The sequence below is a fragment of the Pseudomonas sp. ICBG1301 genome (assembly GCF_016918385.1).
In the GTDB taxonomy this organism is placed as follows: domain Bacteria; phylum Pseudomonadota; class Gammaproteobacteria; order Pseudomonadales; family Pseudomonadaceae; genus Aquipseudomonas; species Aquipseudomonas palleroniana.
Window position 1 is genome coordinate 38,098 of record NZ_JAEKGB010000003.1, and the last position, 16,287, is coordinate 54,384.

Sequence of the window (16,287 nt, forward strand, 5' to 3'; positions counted from 1 at the left end):
CAAATTTGTATCAAAACTTGACGACATTCGAATGATCCACCATATTGATAGTTAGCAAACTAACAGTATGCGAACTATCCAGTGTCCCAAGCCCTCGAACAACTCCAGATGAACCTCAGCAGCAGCATGGTGGTGGGCGCCCGTAATTGGCGCAAAATCTGCCAGACCACGCTGGTGAGCTATGGCATCTCCGAAGCCTGCGCCGTGCCGCTGTTGATGATCGGCCGCCTGGGTGACGGTGTGCATCAGGTCAAAGTCGCCCAGGCCTCCGGTATGGAAAGCCCGTCGCTGGTGCGCCTGCTCGACCAGCTGTGCAGCGGCGGCTATGTGTGCCGTACCGAAGACATCCACGACCGCCGCGCCAAGGCGTTGAGCCTCACCGAGCGTGGCCGTGAGTTGGTGGAAGCCGTGGAAGCGCAACTGGTTCGCCTGCGCCATGACGTACTGGCCGATATTCCCCACAGTGACTTGGAAGCCGCGCTGCGAGTGCTGCGCGCCTTTGAGGCGGCGTCGCTTTGAACGGATTTTTTACTGGCATGCCGCCGGCCCGCGATTGGTTCTACGGGGTACGTACGTTCGCGGCATCGATGATCGCGCTGTATATCGCCATGCTCATGCAAATGCCGCGTCCGTATTGGGCGATGGCCACGGTGTATATCGTCTCCAGCCCGTTTGTCGGCCCCACCAGCTCCAAAGCCTTGTACCGCGCCATCGGCACCTTGATGGGGGCCGCGGCGGCCGTGTTTTTTGTGCCGATGTTCGTGCAGTCGCCCTATGTGCTGGTGGTGGTGATTGCGCTTTGGACGGGCATTTTGCTGTTCCTGTCCATGCACCTGCGTACCGCGAATAACTATGCGTTGATGCTCGCCGGCTACACCTTGCCGCTGATCGCCTTGCCGGTCGTGGATAACCCGCTGGCGGTGTGGGACGTGGCTGAGGCGCGTACCGAAGAAATCTTCCTCGGTATCGCCGTGGCGGCGGTGGTGGGCGCGATGTTCTGGCCGCGTCGCCTGATGCCGGTGTTCGATGGTTCGGTGGCCAAGTGGTTTGCCGACGCCCAGGTCTATAGCCAGCGTTTTCTGACACGCAACGTGGATCCCGAACAGATCAGTACTTTGCGCAGCGGTATGGTTGCCACCTTCAACACCCTTGAATTGATGATCGGCCAGCTGCCCCACGAAGGCGCGCGGCCGCAGACGGTGCGCAACACCAAGGAGCTGCGTGGGCGCATGATCCACCTGCTGCCGGTGGTGGATGCCCTGGATGACGCGCTGTATGCCATCGAACATCGCGCCCCGGAGTTTCTCGAGCGCCTCACGCCCGTGCTTGAAGCGGCCCGCCAATGGCTGGAAACCACCCAGCAAAGCGCGCCCATGGAAAGCTGGCGCGCCCTGCGTGATCGGATCGACGCTCAGCAACCCCAGGGTGACGCGCTGGATGACCGGCACTCGTTGTTGTTCTCCAACGCCCTGTATCGTTTGGCCGAGTGGGTCGACCTGTGGCAGGACTGCCGCAGCCTGCAAGCCGCCATCCAGTGCGAAAGCCAGGAGCCCTGGCGCGCCGTGTACCGCCACTGGCGCCTGGGCCGGCTCACGCCGTTTCTGGACCGTGGCCTGATGTTTTACTCGGCGTTTTCCACTGTCACCGCGATCATCGTCGCTTCTGTGCTGTGGATTTTGCTGGGCTGGACCGACGGCGGCAGCGCGGTGATTCTGGCCGCCGTGGCGTGCAGCTTTTTCGCCTCGATGGACGACCCGGCGCCGCAGATCTACCGGTTCTTTTTCTGGACTGCGATGTCGGTGCTGTTCGCCAGCCTCTATCTGTTTCTGGTACTGCCCAACCTGCACGATTTCCCGATGCTGGTGCTGGCGTTTGCCGTGCCATTCATCTGCATCGGCACGCTGACGGTGCAACCGCGTTTCTACCTGGGCATGTTGTTGACGCTGGTGAACACCTCGTCGTTCATCAGCATCCAGGGCGCCTATGATGCGGACTTCCTCAACTTCGCCAACGTCAACCTGGCCGGGCCCGTGGGCCTGCTGTTCGCCTTTGTGTGGACGCTGATCGCACGGCCCTTCGGCGCCGAACTGGCGGCCAAGCGCCTGACCCGTTTCAGTTGGCGCGACATCGTCAGCCTGACCGAGCCTGCGACCCTGGCCGAACACCGGCACATGGCCGTGCAAATGCTCGACCGCCTGATGCAGCACTTGCCGCGCCTGGCCCTGATCAACCAGGACACCGGCACCGCCCTGCGCGATTTGCGCGTGGCCCTCAACCTGCTCGACCTGTTGGCCTACGCACCGCGTGTCTATGGCGTACCCCGGGTGTTGCTCAACCAGGTGGTGGAAGGCGTGGGCGGTTACTTCAAGGCATGCCTGAAGGCCGGTGAACGCTTGCCCGCGCCCAGCGGTCTGCTGATGACCCTGGACCGCACGCGCCGCGCCCTCAACGGCCAGGGCCTGCAGGACGAAGACGACACCCGCTTGCATCTGCTGCATGCACTGGCCGGCTTGCGCCTGTCGTTGCTGCCTGGCGTGGAATTTATTGGGGGCAGCGAAATGCAAGCGCCGTTGCCTGATGGAGCGCCTTTATGATCGGTGATCTGGATATCAGCGGGGTGTTTCTGCCCACGCTACTGGTGCTGATGGGCATTACCTATGGGTTGTTCCTGGTGGTGCACGGGCTGTTGAACCGTGTCCACTTTTATCGCCTGGTCTGGCACCGGGCATTGTTCAATGTGGGGCTCTACGCGCTGTTGCTGGGCGCCGTGGACTCACTCAGTCGATACCTGATGACATGAAAAAACCTTTTTTGACCATCGGCCGTGTAGTCCTGACGCTGTTGATCGTATCGTTTGCGGTCGTCGTTGTGTGGCGCATGGTCATGTACTACATGTTTGCACCCTGGACGCGTGACGGGCATATCCGTGCCGACATCGTGCAGATCGCTCCGGACGTGTCCGGGCTGATCCAGCAAGTCGACGTGCGCGACAACCAACTGGTGACCAAGGGCCAGGTGCTGTTCGCTGTCGACCAGGACCGTTTCAAACTGGCTCTGCGCCAGGCCCAGGCGGCCGTGGCCGACCGCCAGGAGACCCTGGCCCAGGCCCAGCGCGAGTACAAACGTAACCGCGGCCTGGGCAACCTGGTGCCGAGCGAGCAACTGGAAGAAAGCCAGTCCCGCGTCGCCCGCGCCCAATCGGCCCTGGCCGAAGCTCAAGTGACCGTGGACGCGGCACAGCTCAACCTCGACCGCTCGGTGATCCGCAGCCCGGTCGACGGCTACGTCAACGACCGGGCGCCACGCACCCAGGAGTTCGTGACCGCCGGGCGCCCGGTGCTGTCGGTGGTGGACAGCAATTCGTTCCACATCGATGGCTATTTCGAAGAGACCAAGCTCGACGGCATCCACGTCGGCATGGGCGTGGATATCCGCGTGATTGGCGACAACGCCCGTCTGCGCGGACATGTGCAGAGCATTGTCGCCGGGATCGAGGACCGCGACCGCAGCAGCGGCTCCAACCTGCTGCCCAACGTCAACCCGGCGTTCAGCTGGGTGCGCCTGGCCCAGCGAATTCCGGTGCGGATTGCCTTTGATGACGTACCGGCGGATTTCCGCATGATCGCCGGGCGTACGGCCACGGTGTCGATCATCGGTGACAAACCTCAAGACGGAGCCAAGCCATGAAGCAGCTTCTGGCAACCGCTGCGTTGGGGGTGCTGCTGTCGGCCTGCCAAGCGGTAGGCCCGGATTACAAGCTGCCGGAACAATCGGCCGTCAACCGTAGCGACCTGCAAGGACCGCTCGCGGGAGAGGGGCACAACGTGGTGTCGGCGCCGGTGCCGGCCGACTGGTGGAAACTCTACAAAGACCCGCGCCTGGATGAGCTGGTGCGCCAGGCCATGGCCTCCAACACCGACTTGCGGGTGGCTGCCGCCAACCTGCAGCGTGCTCGCTACCAGACCCAGGAGGCTGAATCCGCCGGTGGCTGGAATGCCGGGGTCAAGGCCGAGGCACAGCGCTTGCAGGAGTCCGGCGAGGCGTTTCTGCTCCCGGAAAAAGTCCCGGTGTCGAACATCGGCAGCGTCGGTATCACCACCTCGTATCAGTTTGATCTGTTCGGCACTCTGCAACGCGGCATCGAAAGCGCCCAAGCCAGCGCCGACGCGGCCCAAGCCGCCGCCGATATCGCGCGCATTACCCTGGTGGCCGACGTGGTGCGTTCCTACACCCAGGTCTGTGCCGCCAACGAAGAGCTGGCGATTGCCAACGAATCTCTCGACCTGCAGGGCCAAAGTACCCAGCTGACCCAGCGCCTGCGCGACGCCGGGCGTGGCGATGAAACCCAGGTGACCCGTTCGCAGACCCAATACAAATCCCTGCGCGCCGACATGCCGCGCTATACCGCAGCGCGGCAGGCGGGCTTGTTCCGCTTGTCGATGTTGCTCGCCAAGCCGGTGGACCAATTGCCGGCCGGCACCGCCACGTGCGCCGAGCTGCCGCACATCGCCCAGTTGCTCCCGGTGGGCGACGGCGCCGCGCTGCTCAAGCGTCGCCCGGATGTCCGCCAGGCCGAACGCCAATTGGCCGCCGCCACCGCACGGATCGGCGTGGCCACCGGCGCGCTGTACCCGGACATCAGCATCGGTGCCACCGTGGGCACCGTGGGTATTCTGGATGACCTGGGCACGGCGCCCACCAACCGCTGGGGCTTTGGCCCGCTGATCAGTTGGACGGTACCGACCAACGGCGCGCGGGCGCGCATTCACGAGGCCGAAGCCGCCACCCAGGGCGCTCTTGCGCACTTTGACGGTGTGGTGCTTAACGCCATCCGCGAAACCCAGACCGGCCTGGCGCAATACACGGCGCAGTTGCAACGCCGCGACGCGTTGGCCGATGCCGGCGCGTCGGCCAAGGTGGCTTCGGAGCAGACACACCGCTTCTTCCAGGCCGGTCGTGCATCGTTCCTCGCGGACCTGCAAGCCACCCGTACCTACACCGACGTGCGGGCGCAACTGGCGGCGGCGAACACTCAAGTTGCCATGAGCCAGATCGACCTGTTCCTGGCCTTGGGCGGTGGTTGGGAAAGCGGACGAACGCAAGCGGCGCCAGCCAGCAAACCCTGAGCAAATAGCTATGCTTTGACAGGCGGGCCCCCGTGGTTTTCCAACCAGGGGCGTCCGCGGCTCACTGCTCGCGTTTGCTCATGGGGATTCCAATAATGAAAAACCCTTATGCTCCCGCTTTCTGGTGCGTGCTCTTCGCGCTGGTGCTGTTATCGGCTGCCTATTTCTACGGTGTCATGCTCGCGCATCAACTCGACAAGGCCATGGTGTTCCTCGACAGCGCCTGCCTGGTGATCGGCACGTTGTCCATCGGCGTGGTGGCCTGGGCGTCGTACCAAGGCCAACGGGTGAAGCGAAAACTGCTCGAACAGGGTAAGACCCGCGTGGCGATCTGGGACACCAAAGTCGCCCTGCGCCGCGTCGAAACCGTGTTCGACCGCTATTTCTGGGGCAGCTACTGGCAGCCTGGGCGCACCTTCCAGGAAGTCATGGGCGAACTCACCGGCACGCCCCTGGAAAAAAGCCTCGAAGCCCTGAAAAAACAGTGCGTGGTCCTCGACCGGCAGGTCGCCGACGGCAGGCATTGGCTGAAGAACGCCCGGGAACTATCGGACGTGGCCAACCAGATGGCCCGCGAGCGCTACCAGTTGGACTTCTGTGATCCCAAGGTCGACACCCCGGGCAATGCTGTGATCCACCGTGAATTCGAGGTGCTGGTCTACACCTGGACGGCGCGCCTGAAGAGCTTTGATCACCAACTCGATGAGATCGATATGGAGTACTCCTGAACCAAGTGCGGACTTGATCGCTCTGAGAAAACTGGGCCGTGCGCGGCCGCCAGTGCTAATCTTCCCCCGTTTTCGGCGGGCTTGAGCCAACCCCTGCGGGGTTCAAGGAAGACAGCCCACTTCTCACAGGATTTGATCAGGTCACTTCATGAATAAGCCAGCCGTTGTTTTCTTGGGTCTTGTTGTCGCGATCGGTGCCGTCAGTGCAGGCGGTGCCTGGTACACCGGTAAGCAATTGGAGCCGGTGCTGCAAACCGCGATCCAGAACGCCAACAAGGAACTGCAGACCGCCATGGCCGGCGTCGACGGCAACGTGAGCCTGGAGTTGGTGTCGCTGGAGCGCGGCGTGTTCAGCAGCACCGCGCACTACCGCCTCAAGGGGCAGGGCACGGTATTCGGCCAGGACAACCCGAACCCCGAGCTGCTGTTCGTTGACCATATCGAACACGGCCCCCTGCCGTTCTCGCGCCTGGTCACGCTGAAGTGGCTGCCGGTCATGGCGACCAGTCACTACGCTCTGGAAAAGAACGCCACCACTGAAAAATGGTTCGCTGCCAGCAAAGACGTGTCGCCGCTCAAAGGCGTGGCCAATATCGGCTACAGCCGTTCGGTCAGCGGTAACCTCGAGTTGCTGCCACTGGAGATCAAGGACGACAAGTCCTCGGTGAGTTTCTCCGGCGCCAACCTGGACTTCGACAGCACCGCCGAAGGCCAGAAGGTCAAGGCCAACGGCTACATGAACAGCCTCAAGGTCAGCGCCATCGACGGCAATGGCGAGCCGTTCGAAGCCGAGCTGGCCGGCCTGACCGTGGCCAGCAACCTGCAAAAGTCCACCTTCGGCTTCTACACCGGGCAAAACACGGTTGAGTTGACCGACACCAAAGTCACCTTCGGCCCGCAGAAAGCCGTGCTGACCCTCAAGGGCTTCGAGCAGAAAGACACCAGCGAAACCAAGGACAACAACCTGGCCGGCCGTGTCGACTACAAAATCGACGAGATCGGTTACCAGGGCAAACCTGTTGGTTCGGCGGCCATGGCCCTGAGTATGAAGAACGTCGATATCCCGGCGATGCTGGTGCTGACCAAGCTCTACCAGGACAAGATGCAGCCGGTGCAAGCCGCCGCCGCTGCCGGCCAGCCAGTGCCTGAACTGCAATTGACCGAAGCCGAGCAGACCCTGGCTGAAACCAACGTCAACCAGGTGCTCGCCGCCAAGCCACAACTGGCGGTGGAAAACCTGTCACTGAAAACCACCCACGGCGAAAGCAAATTCAACCTGGTCGTGGACCTGGCCAAACCGGCCTCCATGGAACTGCCGCCGGTTGAACTGGGCAAGCAGATGGTGGCCTTGCTGGATGCCAACCTGACCCTCTCCAAGCCGATGGTGGCGGACGTGGCGGCGTTGCAGGCCCAGCTGGGCGGTGTCACTGACCCGCAAACCATCGAACAGCAATCGCAGATGACGGCCGAAACGGTCAGTGGCGCGGCCGTTGGGTTTCAGTTGGCGACTGTGGTCGGTAGCGACGTAGTCTCCAAGCTGCATTACGCCAATAATGAAGTGACCTTCAACGGCCAGAAGATGACCGTCGAGCAATTCATCGGCTTTGTCATGGCTAAATTCGGCACCGTCAACCGCGCTCAATAACCTTACAGGTTGCGAGCACGGTAAAAAAAATGTGGGAGGGGCGGTGCGACGATTCGACTTGCTCCCGATAGCGGTAGCTCAGCCAGTGCATTGGTGACTGGAGGACCGCTATCGGGAGCAAGCCCCCTCCCACCTGCACGGCTAATTCTGAACAATTGTTCCTGCCAGGTCTTTTCCTTACATTTCTGATGGATAGTTCCTACAGGAAAGCTAGGTCGGGTCACTAGACGCCGACACCCTGATGCAAACCGCTCAGGACCACCTATCGTTGTAGCTTTCCGTGTGTAAGGAAGCTCACGACATGCTGCGAAACCTCCCTCTCAGTGCGCCAGGCCGTCTACGTCTGCTTATCGGCGCCGCTTTGTGCAGCCAGTTGCTCACCCCCGCCTGCGCATTCGCCGATCCGGCCTACGATGCGCTGATCATCCAAGCGCGTAACGGCAACTTCACGCCCGCCCTGACCCAACTGCGCCAACTGCCCGTCGAGCGACAGACGCCGGGGCAGATCAGCGATCACCTGGTCATCGCCGGCTGGGCCGGGCAAGACGCCGAAGTGCTGAAGGTGTACGAAGCCCAAGGCAAACATCGCAACCTGACGACCCAGGCACTGGCCACGGTGGCCCGTACTTATCGCAACCAGAAGCAGTGGCCGCAGGCCCTGGCGGTCTACCAGCAGGCGCTGCTGCGCGAGCCGAATAATGTCGACCTGAAACTGGGCCAGGCCCTGACCCAGGCCGACGCCGGCCAAACCAACGAAGCGCTGTTGCGCACCCGTGCGCTGGTGGCCGCCAAGCCGGATGACGCCAACCGGCGCATGGCCTTGGGCTACGCGCTGACCCGCGCCGGCCTGAACTACGATGCCCTGAATGAGTTCGACAAGGCATTCGTGCTCGCAGGTAGCAAGCCTGAGGTGATCCGCGAATACATGGTTGCCCTGCAAAGGGCCCGCTTGCCGGAGCCGGCGTTGCGCCTGTCGGCCAAGCATCCGGGGGTGCTGGATGCGGTGACCCAGCGTCGCCTGGAAGGTGATCTCGCCGCCGAGCGCGTGCGGATGGCCGAGTTCGCCACGCGCAGCGAGAAAGAGCGTTATGTGATCGCTGACCGTGCCCTCAACGATTACGACCAACTGCTGGCCCGTTGGACGCCGGACGCCAGTGCCCATGACGATGTGGTGGGCTGGCGCATCGACCGCCTGGGAGCCCTCAAGGCGCGGGCACGCACCGCCGAAGTGATCCGCGAGTACCAAACCCTGCAAGGCGAGGGCGTGCAATTGCCGACGTACGCCATCCGTTGGGTCGCCGCCGCTTACCTCGACCAGCGCCAGCCGGAAAAAGCCGAGCCGCTGTACCGCCAGGCACTGGCTGCGCCGGATGCCGACCCGGCCGACCGTGTCGAAGACAGCACCGCGCTGTTCTACGCCCTGGTGGAAAGTGACAAAGCCCTGGAGGCCCGCGACGTCGCCAACAACCTGGCCAAGAGCCAGAGCCCTCGCCAGGAACTCAAAGGCTTGCCCATCGGCAACCCCAACGACAACTGGATGGACGCGCAACAACTGGCCGCCCAGGCCAGCACCTTCACCGGCAACCTGCCGGACAGCGAAGCCGGCCTTGAAGCACTGGTGCAAAAAGCCCCCGGCAACGTCAGCCTGCAGCTGGCCCAAGCCAATATGTACCGTGCCCGCGATTGGCCGCGCCGCGCCGAGGCGGCGCTCAAGGAAACCGAAGCCCAGGCGCCGCGAGATATCGGCCTGGAAGTGTCCCAGGCCTATACCGCCATGGACCTGCAAGAGTGGCGGCAAATGGATGCGCTGACCGACGACGTGCTGGCGCGCAACCCGGACAACCGCCAGGTACAGCGCCTTGACCGTCTGCGTAATGTGCACCACATGGCCGAGCTGCGCGTGGAAGCCTACACCGGCAAAAGCTACGGCGGCGGCAATAATGGCGACGTTGGCGCCGTGACCGGCAGCCGCGACTGGGGCATCGAAAGCGTGATCTATACGCCGCCCATCGATGAGGATTGGCGCCTGTTTGCAGGGGCCGGCTACGCCACTGCCGACTTCAGCGAAGGCACCGGCCAACACCGTTGGCAACGTGTCGGCGTGGAGCGGCGTACCCGCGACATGACCCTGCAAGCCGAGGTGTCCAACCACTCCTACGGCTTTGGTTCCAAACAAGGCGCGAGCGTGTCGATTGCTCGCGACATCAACGACAACTGGCAATACGGCGGCAGCCTCGGCTACCTCCTGGCCACGACGCCGCTGCGGGCGTTGAATGCCGACATCACCGCCAATGGCGGCAGCGGTTTCATCCGCTGGCGTGCCAACGAAAGCCGTGAGTGGAAGCTGGCCGTGAGCCCGTCCCATTTCAGTGACGGCAACGACCGTCTCGAAGCCTTGCTCACGGGCCGCGAGGGCCTCTACCGCTCGCCCCATGTGCAAGTCGACCTGGGCCTGGAAGTCGGCGCCAGCCATAACACCAAGAGCGACACGGTGTACTTCAACCCCAAGTCGGACTTCACCGTGTTGCCCACGGTCACGGTCAATCATGTGCTCTACCACCGCTATGAAACCCAGTGGAGCCAGCAATTCCAGGTCGGTGTCGGTACCTACAGCCAGCGCGATTATTCCACCGGCGGTATCGGTTTGATCGGCTACGGCCAGCGCCTGCTCTGGAACGATGTGCTGGAGGTCGGTGCCAACCTGAGCCTGATCAGCCGCCCTTACGACGGCGACCGAGAACGCGATCTGCGTCTGCTCGTCGACCTCACTTACCGATTCTAGAAAGAGCCGACCATGACCGTCCTCCGCCATTGCTTGTTGATCCTGGGTGTAATGCTGGCCGGCGCCTGCGCCCAGCAACCCGCGCCTTACACCCCGCCCGCCGAACGGCCGATAGCGCCCAACGAAGCGCCGTGGCCGAAAAACCACTTCCTGGGTATTGCCTACCACGACGTTAACGACCGCGACCCCGACCAGGCCGTGGTGGCGGTGCGTACCGAGCGTTTGATCGAGCAGTTGGCGTGGTTGCGCGAGAATGGCTATCAGGCGGTTTCCGTCGACCAGATCCTGGCGGCGCGCCGGGGCGGCCCCGAACTGCCGCCCAAGGCTGTCATGCTCAGTTTCGATGATGGTTATTCCAGCTTTTACACGCGGGTCATGCCGATCCTGCGCGCCTACCACTGGCCGGCGTTGCTGGCGCCGGTAGGCTACTGGATTGATACGCCGATGAATCAGCCGGTGGATTTCGCCGGGATGCCACGGCCGCGCGGAGAATTCCTCACCTGGCAGCAAATCCGGGAAGTATCCCAGTCCGGGCTGGTGGAGATTGCCGCACACACTGACGCCAGCCACACAGGCATATTGGCCAACCCTCAGGGCAACCTGGAGCCGGCCGCGACCAGCCTGCGTTTTGACCCGGCCACGGGCCGCTATGAAACCCAGGCGCAGTTCGATGCGCGGATGCGTGCCGATATCGCCGCCATCTCGAAAAAAATCCAGACCGTCACCGGCAAGGCGCCACGGGTCTGGGTGTGGCCGTACGGTGCGGCCAAGGGCACTACATTGGCGCTCGTCGCAGAGCAGGGTTACCAGATGGCGCTGACCCTGGACGACGGCATCGATGACCTCGGCAAGCTGATGAACAGCCCGCGCTTCCTCGTCGCCTCCGACCCGGATGGCGAACACTTCGCCAACAGCATCGTCGCGGTACAAACCCCGGCGCCGTTGCGCGTGCTGCACGTGGATCTGGATAACGTGTATGACCCGGACCCGGCCCAACAAGCGCGCAACCTCGACCAGTTGGTGCAGCGCGTGGTGGACATGGGCGCGGGCACCGTCTTCCTGCAAGCCTTCGCCGACCCCAAGGGTGACGGCCTGGTGCGTTCGCTGTACTTCCCCAACCGTCACCTGCCGGTGCGCGCCGACCTGTTCAACCGCGTGTCCTGGCAGTTGCATACCCGCGCCCATGCCAGCGTCTATGCGTGGATGCCGGTGCTGAGCTTCGCCCTCGACCCCAAGTTGCCCCGCGTAACGCGTTGGGACCCGCAGACCGGCAAGGTCGATCTCGACCCGGATCAATACAAGCGCCTGTCGCCGTTTGATCCCCAGGTGCGCAAGGTCATCGGTGAGCTCTATGAGGACCTGGCGCGCAACAGTGCCATCGACGGCGTGCTGTACCACGATGATGCGGTGCTGTCGGATTTCGAAGACGCCAGCCCCGCTGCGCTCAAGACCTATGCCGCCAACGGCCTGCCCGGCAGCATCGCGGCCCTGCGCGCCGACCCTGCGGTGATGCAACGCTGGACCCGCTTCAAGAGCCGCTACCTGATTGACTTCACCAATGAACTGACGGCCAAGGTCCGCGCCATTGGCGGGCCGCAGGTGCTGACCGCGCGCAATATCTTCGCCGAGCCGATGCTTAACCCGCCAAGCGAAGCCTGGTTTGCGCAGAACCTCGACGACTTCCTCCAGACCTATGACTGGACCGCGCCGATGGCCATGCCGTTGATGGAAGGCCAAACGCAGAAAAACTCCAATGCCTGGCTGGAGAAACTGGTTGCCACGGTCAAAGCCCGCCCCGGCGCGCTTGAACGCACGGTGTTCGAGCTGCAAGCCAAAGACTGGCGCACTAAAGAGGCGACCGACATCAACGGTGCGCAAATGGCTGAATGGATGGGGGTACTCAAACGCCAGGGGGTCAAGAGCTTCGGCTATTACCCGGACAACTTCCTGGAAAACTCACCGGACCTGAAAACCGTGCGTCCGGCCCTTTCCAACCAGTGGAATCCTTGATCATGTTCGACAGAATCCTGGCTTTATTCGTCCTGGCACTGGTATTGGGCGTGCCCCTGGGCTTGATCTTCCTGGTCACCGGGCAGTTCCTGATGGACTTCGTGTTTTTCTACCCGTTGTTCATGTCGGGGCTGTGGATTGCCGGTGGCTTGTACTTCTGGCTGCATTGGGAGCGCCACTGGGCCTGGGAGGAAGACACCCCGGCGCCGACCCTGGCCGGCAACCCGATGATCTCGATCATCATCCCTTGCTACAACGAGGGCGATAACGCTGCCGAGACCATTTACGCGGCGCTGGACCAGCGGTACCCGAATATCGAAGTGATCGCGGTCAACGACGGCTCTAGCGACAACACCGCCGCCGTGCTTGACGCACTCGCCCTGGAAAACCCGCGCCTGCGCGTGTTGCACCTGGCGCAGAACCAAGGCAAGGCCGTGGCCCTGCGCATGGGCGCCGTGGCCGCCCGCAGTGAATACCTGGTGTGCATCGACGGCGATGCGTTGCTCGACAAAAATGCCGCCGCCTACATGGTTGCGCCAATGCTCGACAACCCGCGCCTGGGCGCCGTGACCGGCAACCCGCGCATCCGCACACGCTCCACCTTGATTGGCCGGGTGCAGGTGGGCGAGTTCTCTTCGATCATCGGTTTGATCAAGCGTACCCAGCGCGTGTTCGGGCGGATCTTCACCGTGTCGGGGGTGGTGGTGGCGTTCCGTAAAAAGGCGCTGGACCGCATCGACTACTGGAGTACCGACATGATCACCGAGGACATCGATGTCAGTTGGAAGCTGCAGCTCGACCACTGGGCCATCTTCTACGAGCCCCGTGCCCTGTGCTGGATCCTGATGCCTGAAACCGTCGGCGGTCTGTGGAAGCAGCGCTTGCGTTGGGCCCAGGGCGGCGCCGAAGTGCTGTTCAAGAACATCCGTGGCATCTGGCAATGGCGCCATCGTTACCTGTGGCCGCTGCTGTTCGAATACTGCCTGTCCACCGGTTGGGCCTTCACCTTCCTGCTCTCGGTGATTTTCTGGGCCGTGGGTAAATTCATCGTGCTGCCACCGGCGATTGCCGTGGACTCGCTGGTGCCCCCGGCGTTTACCGGCCTGGTGCTGGCGATGGTGTGCCTGTTGCAGTTTGCGGTGAGCATCCTGATTGACCGGCGTTATGAAAAAGACCTGTGGAAGACCCTGTTCTGGACCGTGTGGTACCCGATGGTGTTCTGGCTGGTCAGCTTGTTGACCACGCTGGTCAGCTTTCCCAAGGTGTTGTTCAAGCAACACCAGAAGCGCGCACGCTGGGTCAGCCCGGATCGCGGCATCAAACCCAGCCCAGAGGAGGCGTGAGCATGAAACTGGTCAGAACCCGGCAAAACGCCGTGATGTGGTTCATCGATGTGCTGTTGACCCTGGCGGCCTGGGCCGGGTTGGTCTGGCTGCTGGCGCGCGGCATGAGCGCCATGCTGGAAACCCATGGCGGCCCACGCCTGGAAGCGCCGATCTTCGCCGCACTCAATACCTTGCAGGTGTACCTGTGGATCGCGGTGTTCAACGCGCTGATCCTGATCAGTTGGGCGCGTTACCAACAACGCAAGGGCCGCAAATTCGCCCAGCGCCGCGCCGAGGCGAATGCCCTGAGCGACAAGCTTCTGATTGAGAGTTTCAAGTTGGGTGAAGGCGACCTGGAACAATTGCGCAAGCCGGGTGTGCTGGTGATCCACAACGACGAAGAGGGTGGCGTGGGGGAAGTGAAGCCCCACGTTTCCCGTGATGTGGAACGCCCGCCGCTGACCCTGGTGCCCGGCCAGCCAAAAGACCAAGGCGCCGGTAATATGTAGGAGCGAGCTTGCTCGCGAAAAATGTCAACGATAACGCGTGCTTCCTGAAGGGGCGCGGTGCCTGTGAGTTTTTCGCGAGCAAGCTCGCTCCTACAAAAAAGCGGTGGGGGCAGTCGGTGGGTGAGTCCGATAAATGGGATCCAATTCACACTATACCCGCGAACTTTTCCCAAAACCCTCGCACTAACCTAACGCGCCAAGAGCTTAGTGGCCTAATAATGGCAACTAATCGGTTCTTCGCCTTATCGCCATCAAAAGATCAGCCACCTGTCGGAATAATCTTTCACGGTATCGGCATGTTTGATTTTTTATTGGTTTTAATTGTTATTAATCAATGGGTTGCAGGTTTAACGCGGGCGAATGTGCAACTAGCCCAGTGTCTTTGAACGCTGGAAGTTCGATGTTAATTTGCCGCCCCTTGATTTTTCGATGGATCGAACATGTCTTTGTTACCACGGACTCGGTATTTACTGTGCACTGTCTTGCTCGCCTACTTGAGCCTGAACAGCGCCACCGCCGCCCCCACGCCGGGCGATCAAGACTTGATCCGCGACCGGCAGAATCGCCTGCTCGAAGAGCAGCAGCGACGCCTTGAAGAACTCAAGGACCTGCCCGGCAAAGAGGCCAAGCCCCAGGCCCCGGCCACGCCTGCGGACACCCGCTGCTTCCCGATCAAAGACATCGAACTCAAGGGCGCCGACAGCCTGTCCGCCAGCGACCGCACACTGCTGGTCAAACCCTATGTCGGCCAATGCTTGGGCGTCTCGCAGCTCAATGAATTGCTCAAGGTCATCACTGACTATTACATCGCCAAAGGCCGCGTCACCAGTCGCGCCTACTTGCCGCAGCAGGACCTCTCCAGCGGCCACCTCCAGGTGTTGGTGGTGGAAGGCAAACTCGAAGCGGTGCGAAGCGCAGCCGGCAGCAACGTCACCGACCGCGAACTGGCCATGGCGTTTCCCGGAAAGGTCGGTCAAGCGCTGAACCTGCGCGAAGTCGAGCAACTGGTGGACCAGCTCAACCGCCTGCCGTCGAAACAGGCGCAAATGGAACTGACCCCCGGTCAGCAGATCGGCGGCAGCGACGTGGTGGTCAAAAACACCCCGCAAAAGCCCTGGCGCGCCAGCCTGTCGCGCAATAACGACGGGCAACGCAGCACCGGTGAACAGCAATGGGGCGCGGGCCTGGAGTGGGACAGCCCGCTGGGCCTGGCCGACCAACTGGTGCTGCGCGGCGGCCACGACGCCATCAGCGACCACCAGAAAACCTCGAAAAACAGCATGCTTTATTACAACGTGCCGTGGGGTTGGTGGAATTTCAGTTACACCTACAGCGAGAGCGATTACCGCACCATTGGTTACTCCGACACCTTCAAGTTCAAGCAGTCGGGCGACAGCCAAAACCACCAATTGCGTGCCGAACGGGTGATCCACCGCGATGACGTCAGCAAGACCTCGCTCAACGTCGGCCTGGCTCACCTGCGCACCAACAACTACATCCTCGATAGCCGTGTCGACGTGAGCAGCAACCGCCTCAGTGAGTTGCAGTTTGGCATCAACCACGGCCGACGCATCGGCAACGCCTTCGTCAACGTCGACCTGGGCGTGCAGAACGGCATCGGCGCCTTTGATGCTCAGCGCGACGACCAGCATCGCGATCAGTTCGGCAACCTCACGCCTACCCCGGATTACCGCAAATACACGGCCACCGTCAGCTACTTGCAGCCGTTCAGCCTGTGGGGCGAGTCGTTCAGTTTCACCAGCCTGGCCACCGGGCAGCGCAGTGAAGACGTGCTGTTCTCGCCGCAACGCATCAGCCTCGGCGGCTCGTCGTCGGTGCGCGGTTTCAAGGACCAGCAACTGTCCGGCGACAGCGGCGGCTACTGGCGCAATGAAGTGCGCTGGGCGCGCCCGGTCACCCTTGAATGGTTGCGCCCGGCCTTCGCCGAATACGGCACCAGCCTCGGTTACGACCAGGGCGTGATTCGCAACGACCGATACAACGGCGACAACCACGGCCGCGTCTCAAGCAACTCCGTGGAACTGTTCGCCCGTGGCAAATACGTCAGCACCAGCGTGACCTTTGCCCACTCGTTGGAAAGACCGGGAGTAGTGACCGAGCGCGAAGCGCCGATCTACTTCCGCATGGACTTCTTCCTGTAA

The 16,287-nt window shown here is 62.3% G+C and carries 12 protein-coding genes; all 12 read left to right on the top strand.

All coding sequences use genetic code 11. The annotated features are described in order from the left end of the window. Nucleotides 1-108: 108 nt before the first annotated feature. The 12 genes from JBE38_RS07425 (at nt 109) to JBE38_RS07480 (ending at nt 16,287) form a co-directional block, all read left to right on the top strand. A complete protein-coding gene (locus tag JBE38_RS07425; RefSeq protein ID WP_060755495.1) occupies nt 109-519 on the top strand; it encodes a MarR family winged helix-turn-helix transcriptional regulator in 411 nt (136 codons plus the stop codon). Then, on the top strand, nt 516-2,594 hold the full coding sequence (locus JBE38_RS07430) for an FUSC family protein (RefSeq protein WP_205344034.1): 2,079 nt from the start codon (nt 516-518) through the stop codon (nt 2,592-2,594). The genes JBE38_RS07425 and JBE38_RS07430 overlap by 4 nt, the downstream gene beginning before the upstream one ends. Next, nucleotides 2,591-2,800 carry a DUF1656 domain-containing protein gene (locus JBE38_RS07435; RefSeq protein ID WP_060755497.1) on the top strand — a complete coding sequence of 70 codons (210 nt, stop codon included), beginning with the start codon at nt 2,591-2,593 and terminating at the stop codon, nt 2,798-2,800. Before JBE38_RS07430 ends, JBE38_RS07435 begins: the two co-directional genes overlap by 4 nt. Next, the gene (locus JBE38_RS07440; protein WP_060755498.1) at nt 2,797-3,687 is read left to right on the top strand and encodes an efflux RND transporter periplasmic adaptor subunit; all 891 of its coding nucleotides are present in this window, start codon (nt 2,797-2,799) and stop codon (nt 3,685-3,687) included. The genes JBE38_RS07435 and JBE38_RS07440 overlap by 4 nt, the downstream gene beginning before the upstream one ends. Further along, complete coding sequence (locus JBE38_RS07445; protein ID WP_198762854.1) at nt 3,684-5,126, top strand: efflux transporter outer membrane subunit; 1,443 nt, start codon at nt 3,684-3,686, stop codon at nt 5,124-5,126. The genes JBE38_RS07440 and JBE38_RS07445 overlap by 4 nt, the downstream gene beginning before the upstream one ends. 95 nt (nt 5,127-5,221) lie before the next feature. Continuing rightward, nucleotides 5,222-5,854: a hypothetical protein gene (locus JBE38_RS07450; protein ID WP_060755500.1), complete on the top strand. Its 633-nt coding sequence runs from the start codon at nt 5,222-5,224 to the stop codon at nt 5,852-5,854. Nucleotides 5,855-6,002: 148 nt separating this feature from the next. After that, the gene (locus tag JBE38_RS07455) at nt 6,003-7,499 is read left to right on the top strand and encodes a YdgA family protein (protein ID WP_205344035.1); all 1,497 of its coding nucleotides are present in this window, start codon (nt 6,003-6,005) and stop codon (nt 7,497-7,499) included. A gap of 301 nt (nt 7,500-7,800) precedes the next feature. Then, on the top strand, nt 7,801-10,281 hold the full coding sequence (gene pgaA, locus JBE38_RS07460; protein ID WP_205344036.1) for a poly-beta-1,6 N-acetyl-D-glucosamine export porin PgaA: 2,481 nt from the start codon (nt 7,801-7,803) through the stop codon (nt 10,279-10,281). A 12-nt stretch (nt 10,282-10,293) separates the two neighbouring features. Next, entirely contained in the window at nt 10,294-12,291 is a 1,998-nt protein-coding gene (gene pgaB, locus JBE38_RS07465; RefSeq protein ID WP_205344037.1) for a poly-beta-1,6-N-acetyl-D-glucosamine N-deacetylase PgaB, read from the top strand. 2 nt (nt 12,292-12,293) lie between these two features. Then, nucleotides 12,294-13,634, top strand: a complete 1,341-nt coding sequence (gene pgaC, locus JBE38_RS07470) for a poly-beta-1,6-N-acetyl-D-glucosamine synthase (RefSeq protein WP_205344038.1) — start codon at nt 12,294-12,296, stop codon at nt 13,632-13,634. Between the two features lie 2 nt (nt 13,635-13,636). Then, nucleotides 13,637-14,125 (top strand): poly-beta-1,6-N-acetyl-D-glucosamine biosynthesis protein PgaD, encoded by a 489-nt coding sequence (gene pgaD, locus JBE38_RS07475; protein ID WP_205344039.1) that lies wholly within the window; start codon nt 13,637-13,639, stop codon nt 14,123-14,125. 440 nt (nt 14,126-14,565) lie between these two features. After that, complete coding sequence (locus tag JBE38_RS07480) at nt 14,566-16,287, top strand: ShlB/FhaC/HecB family hemolysin secretion/activation protein (RefSeq protein WP_205344040.1); 1,722 nt, start codon at nt 14,566-14,568, stop codon at nt 16,285-16,287.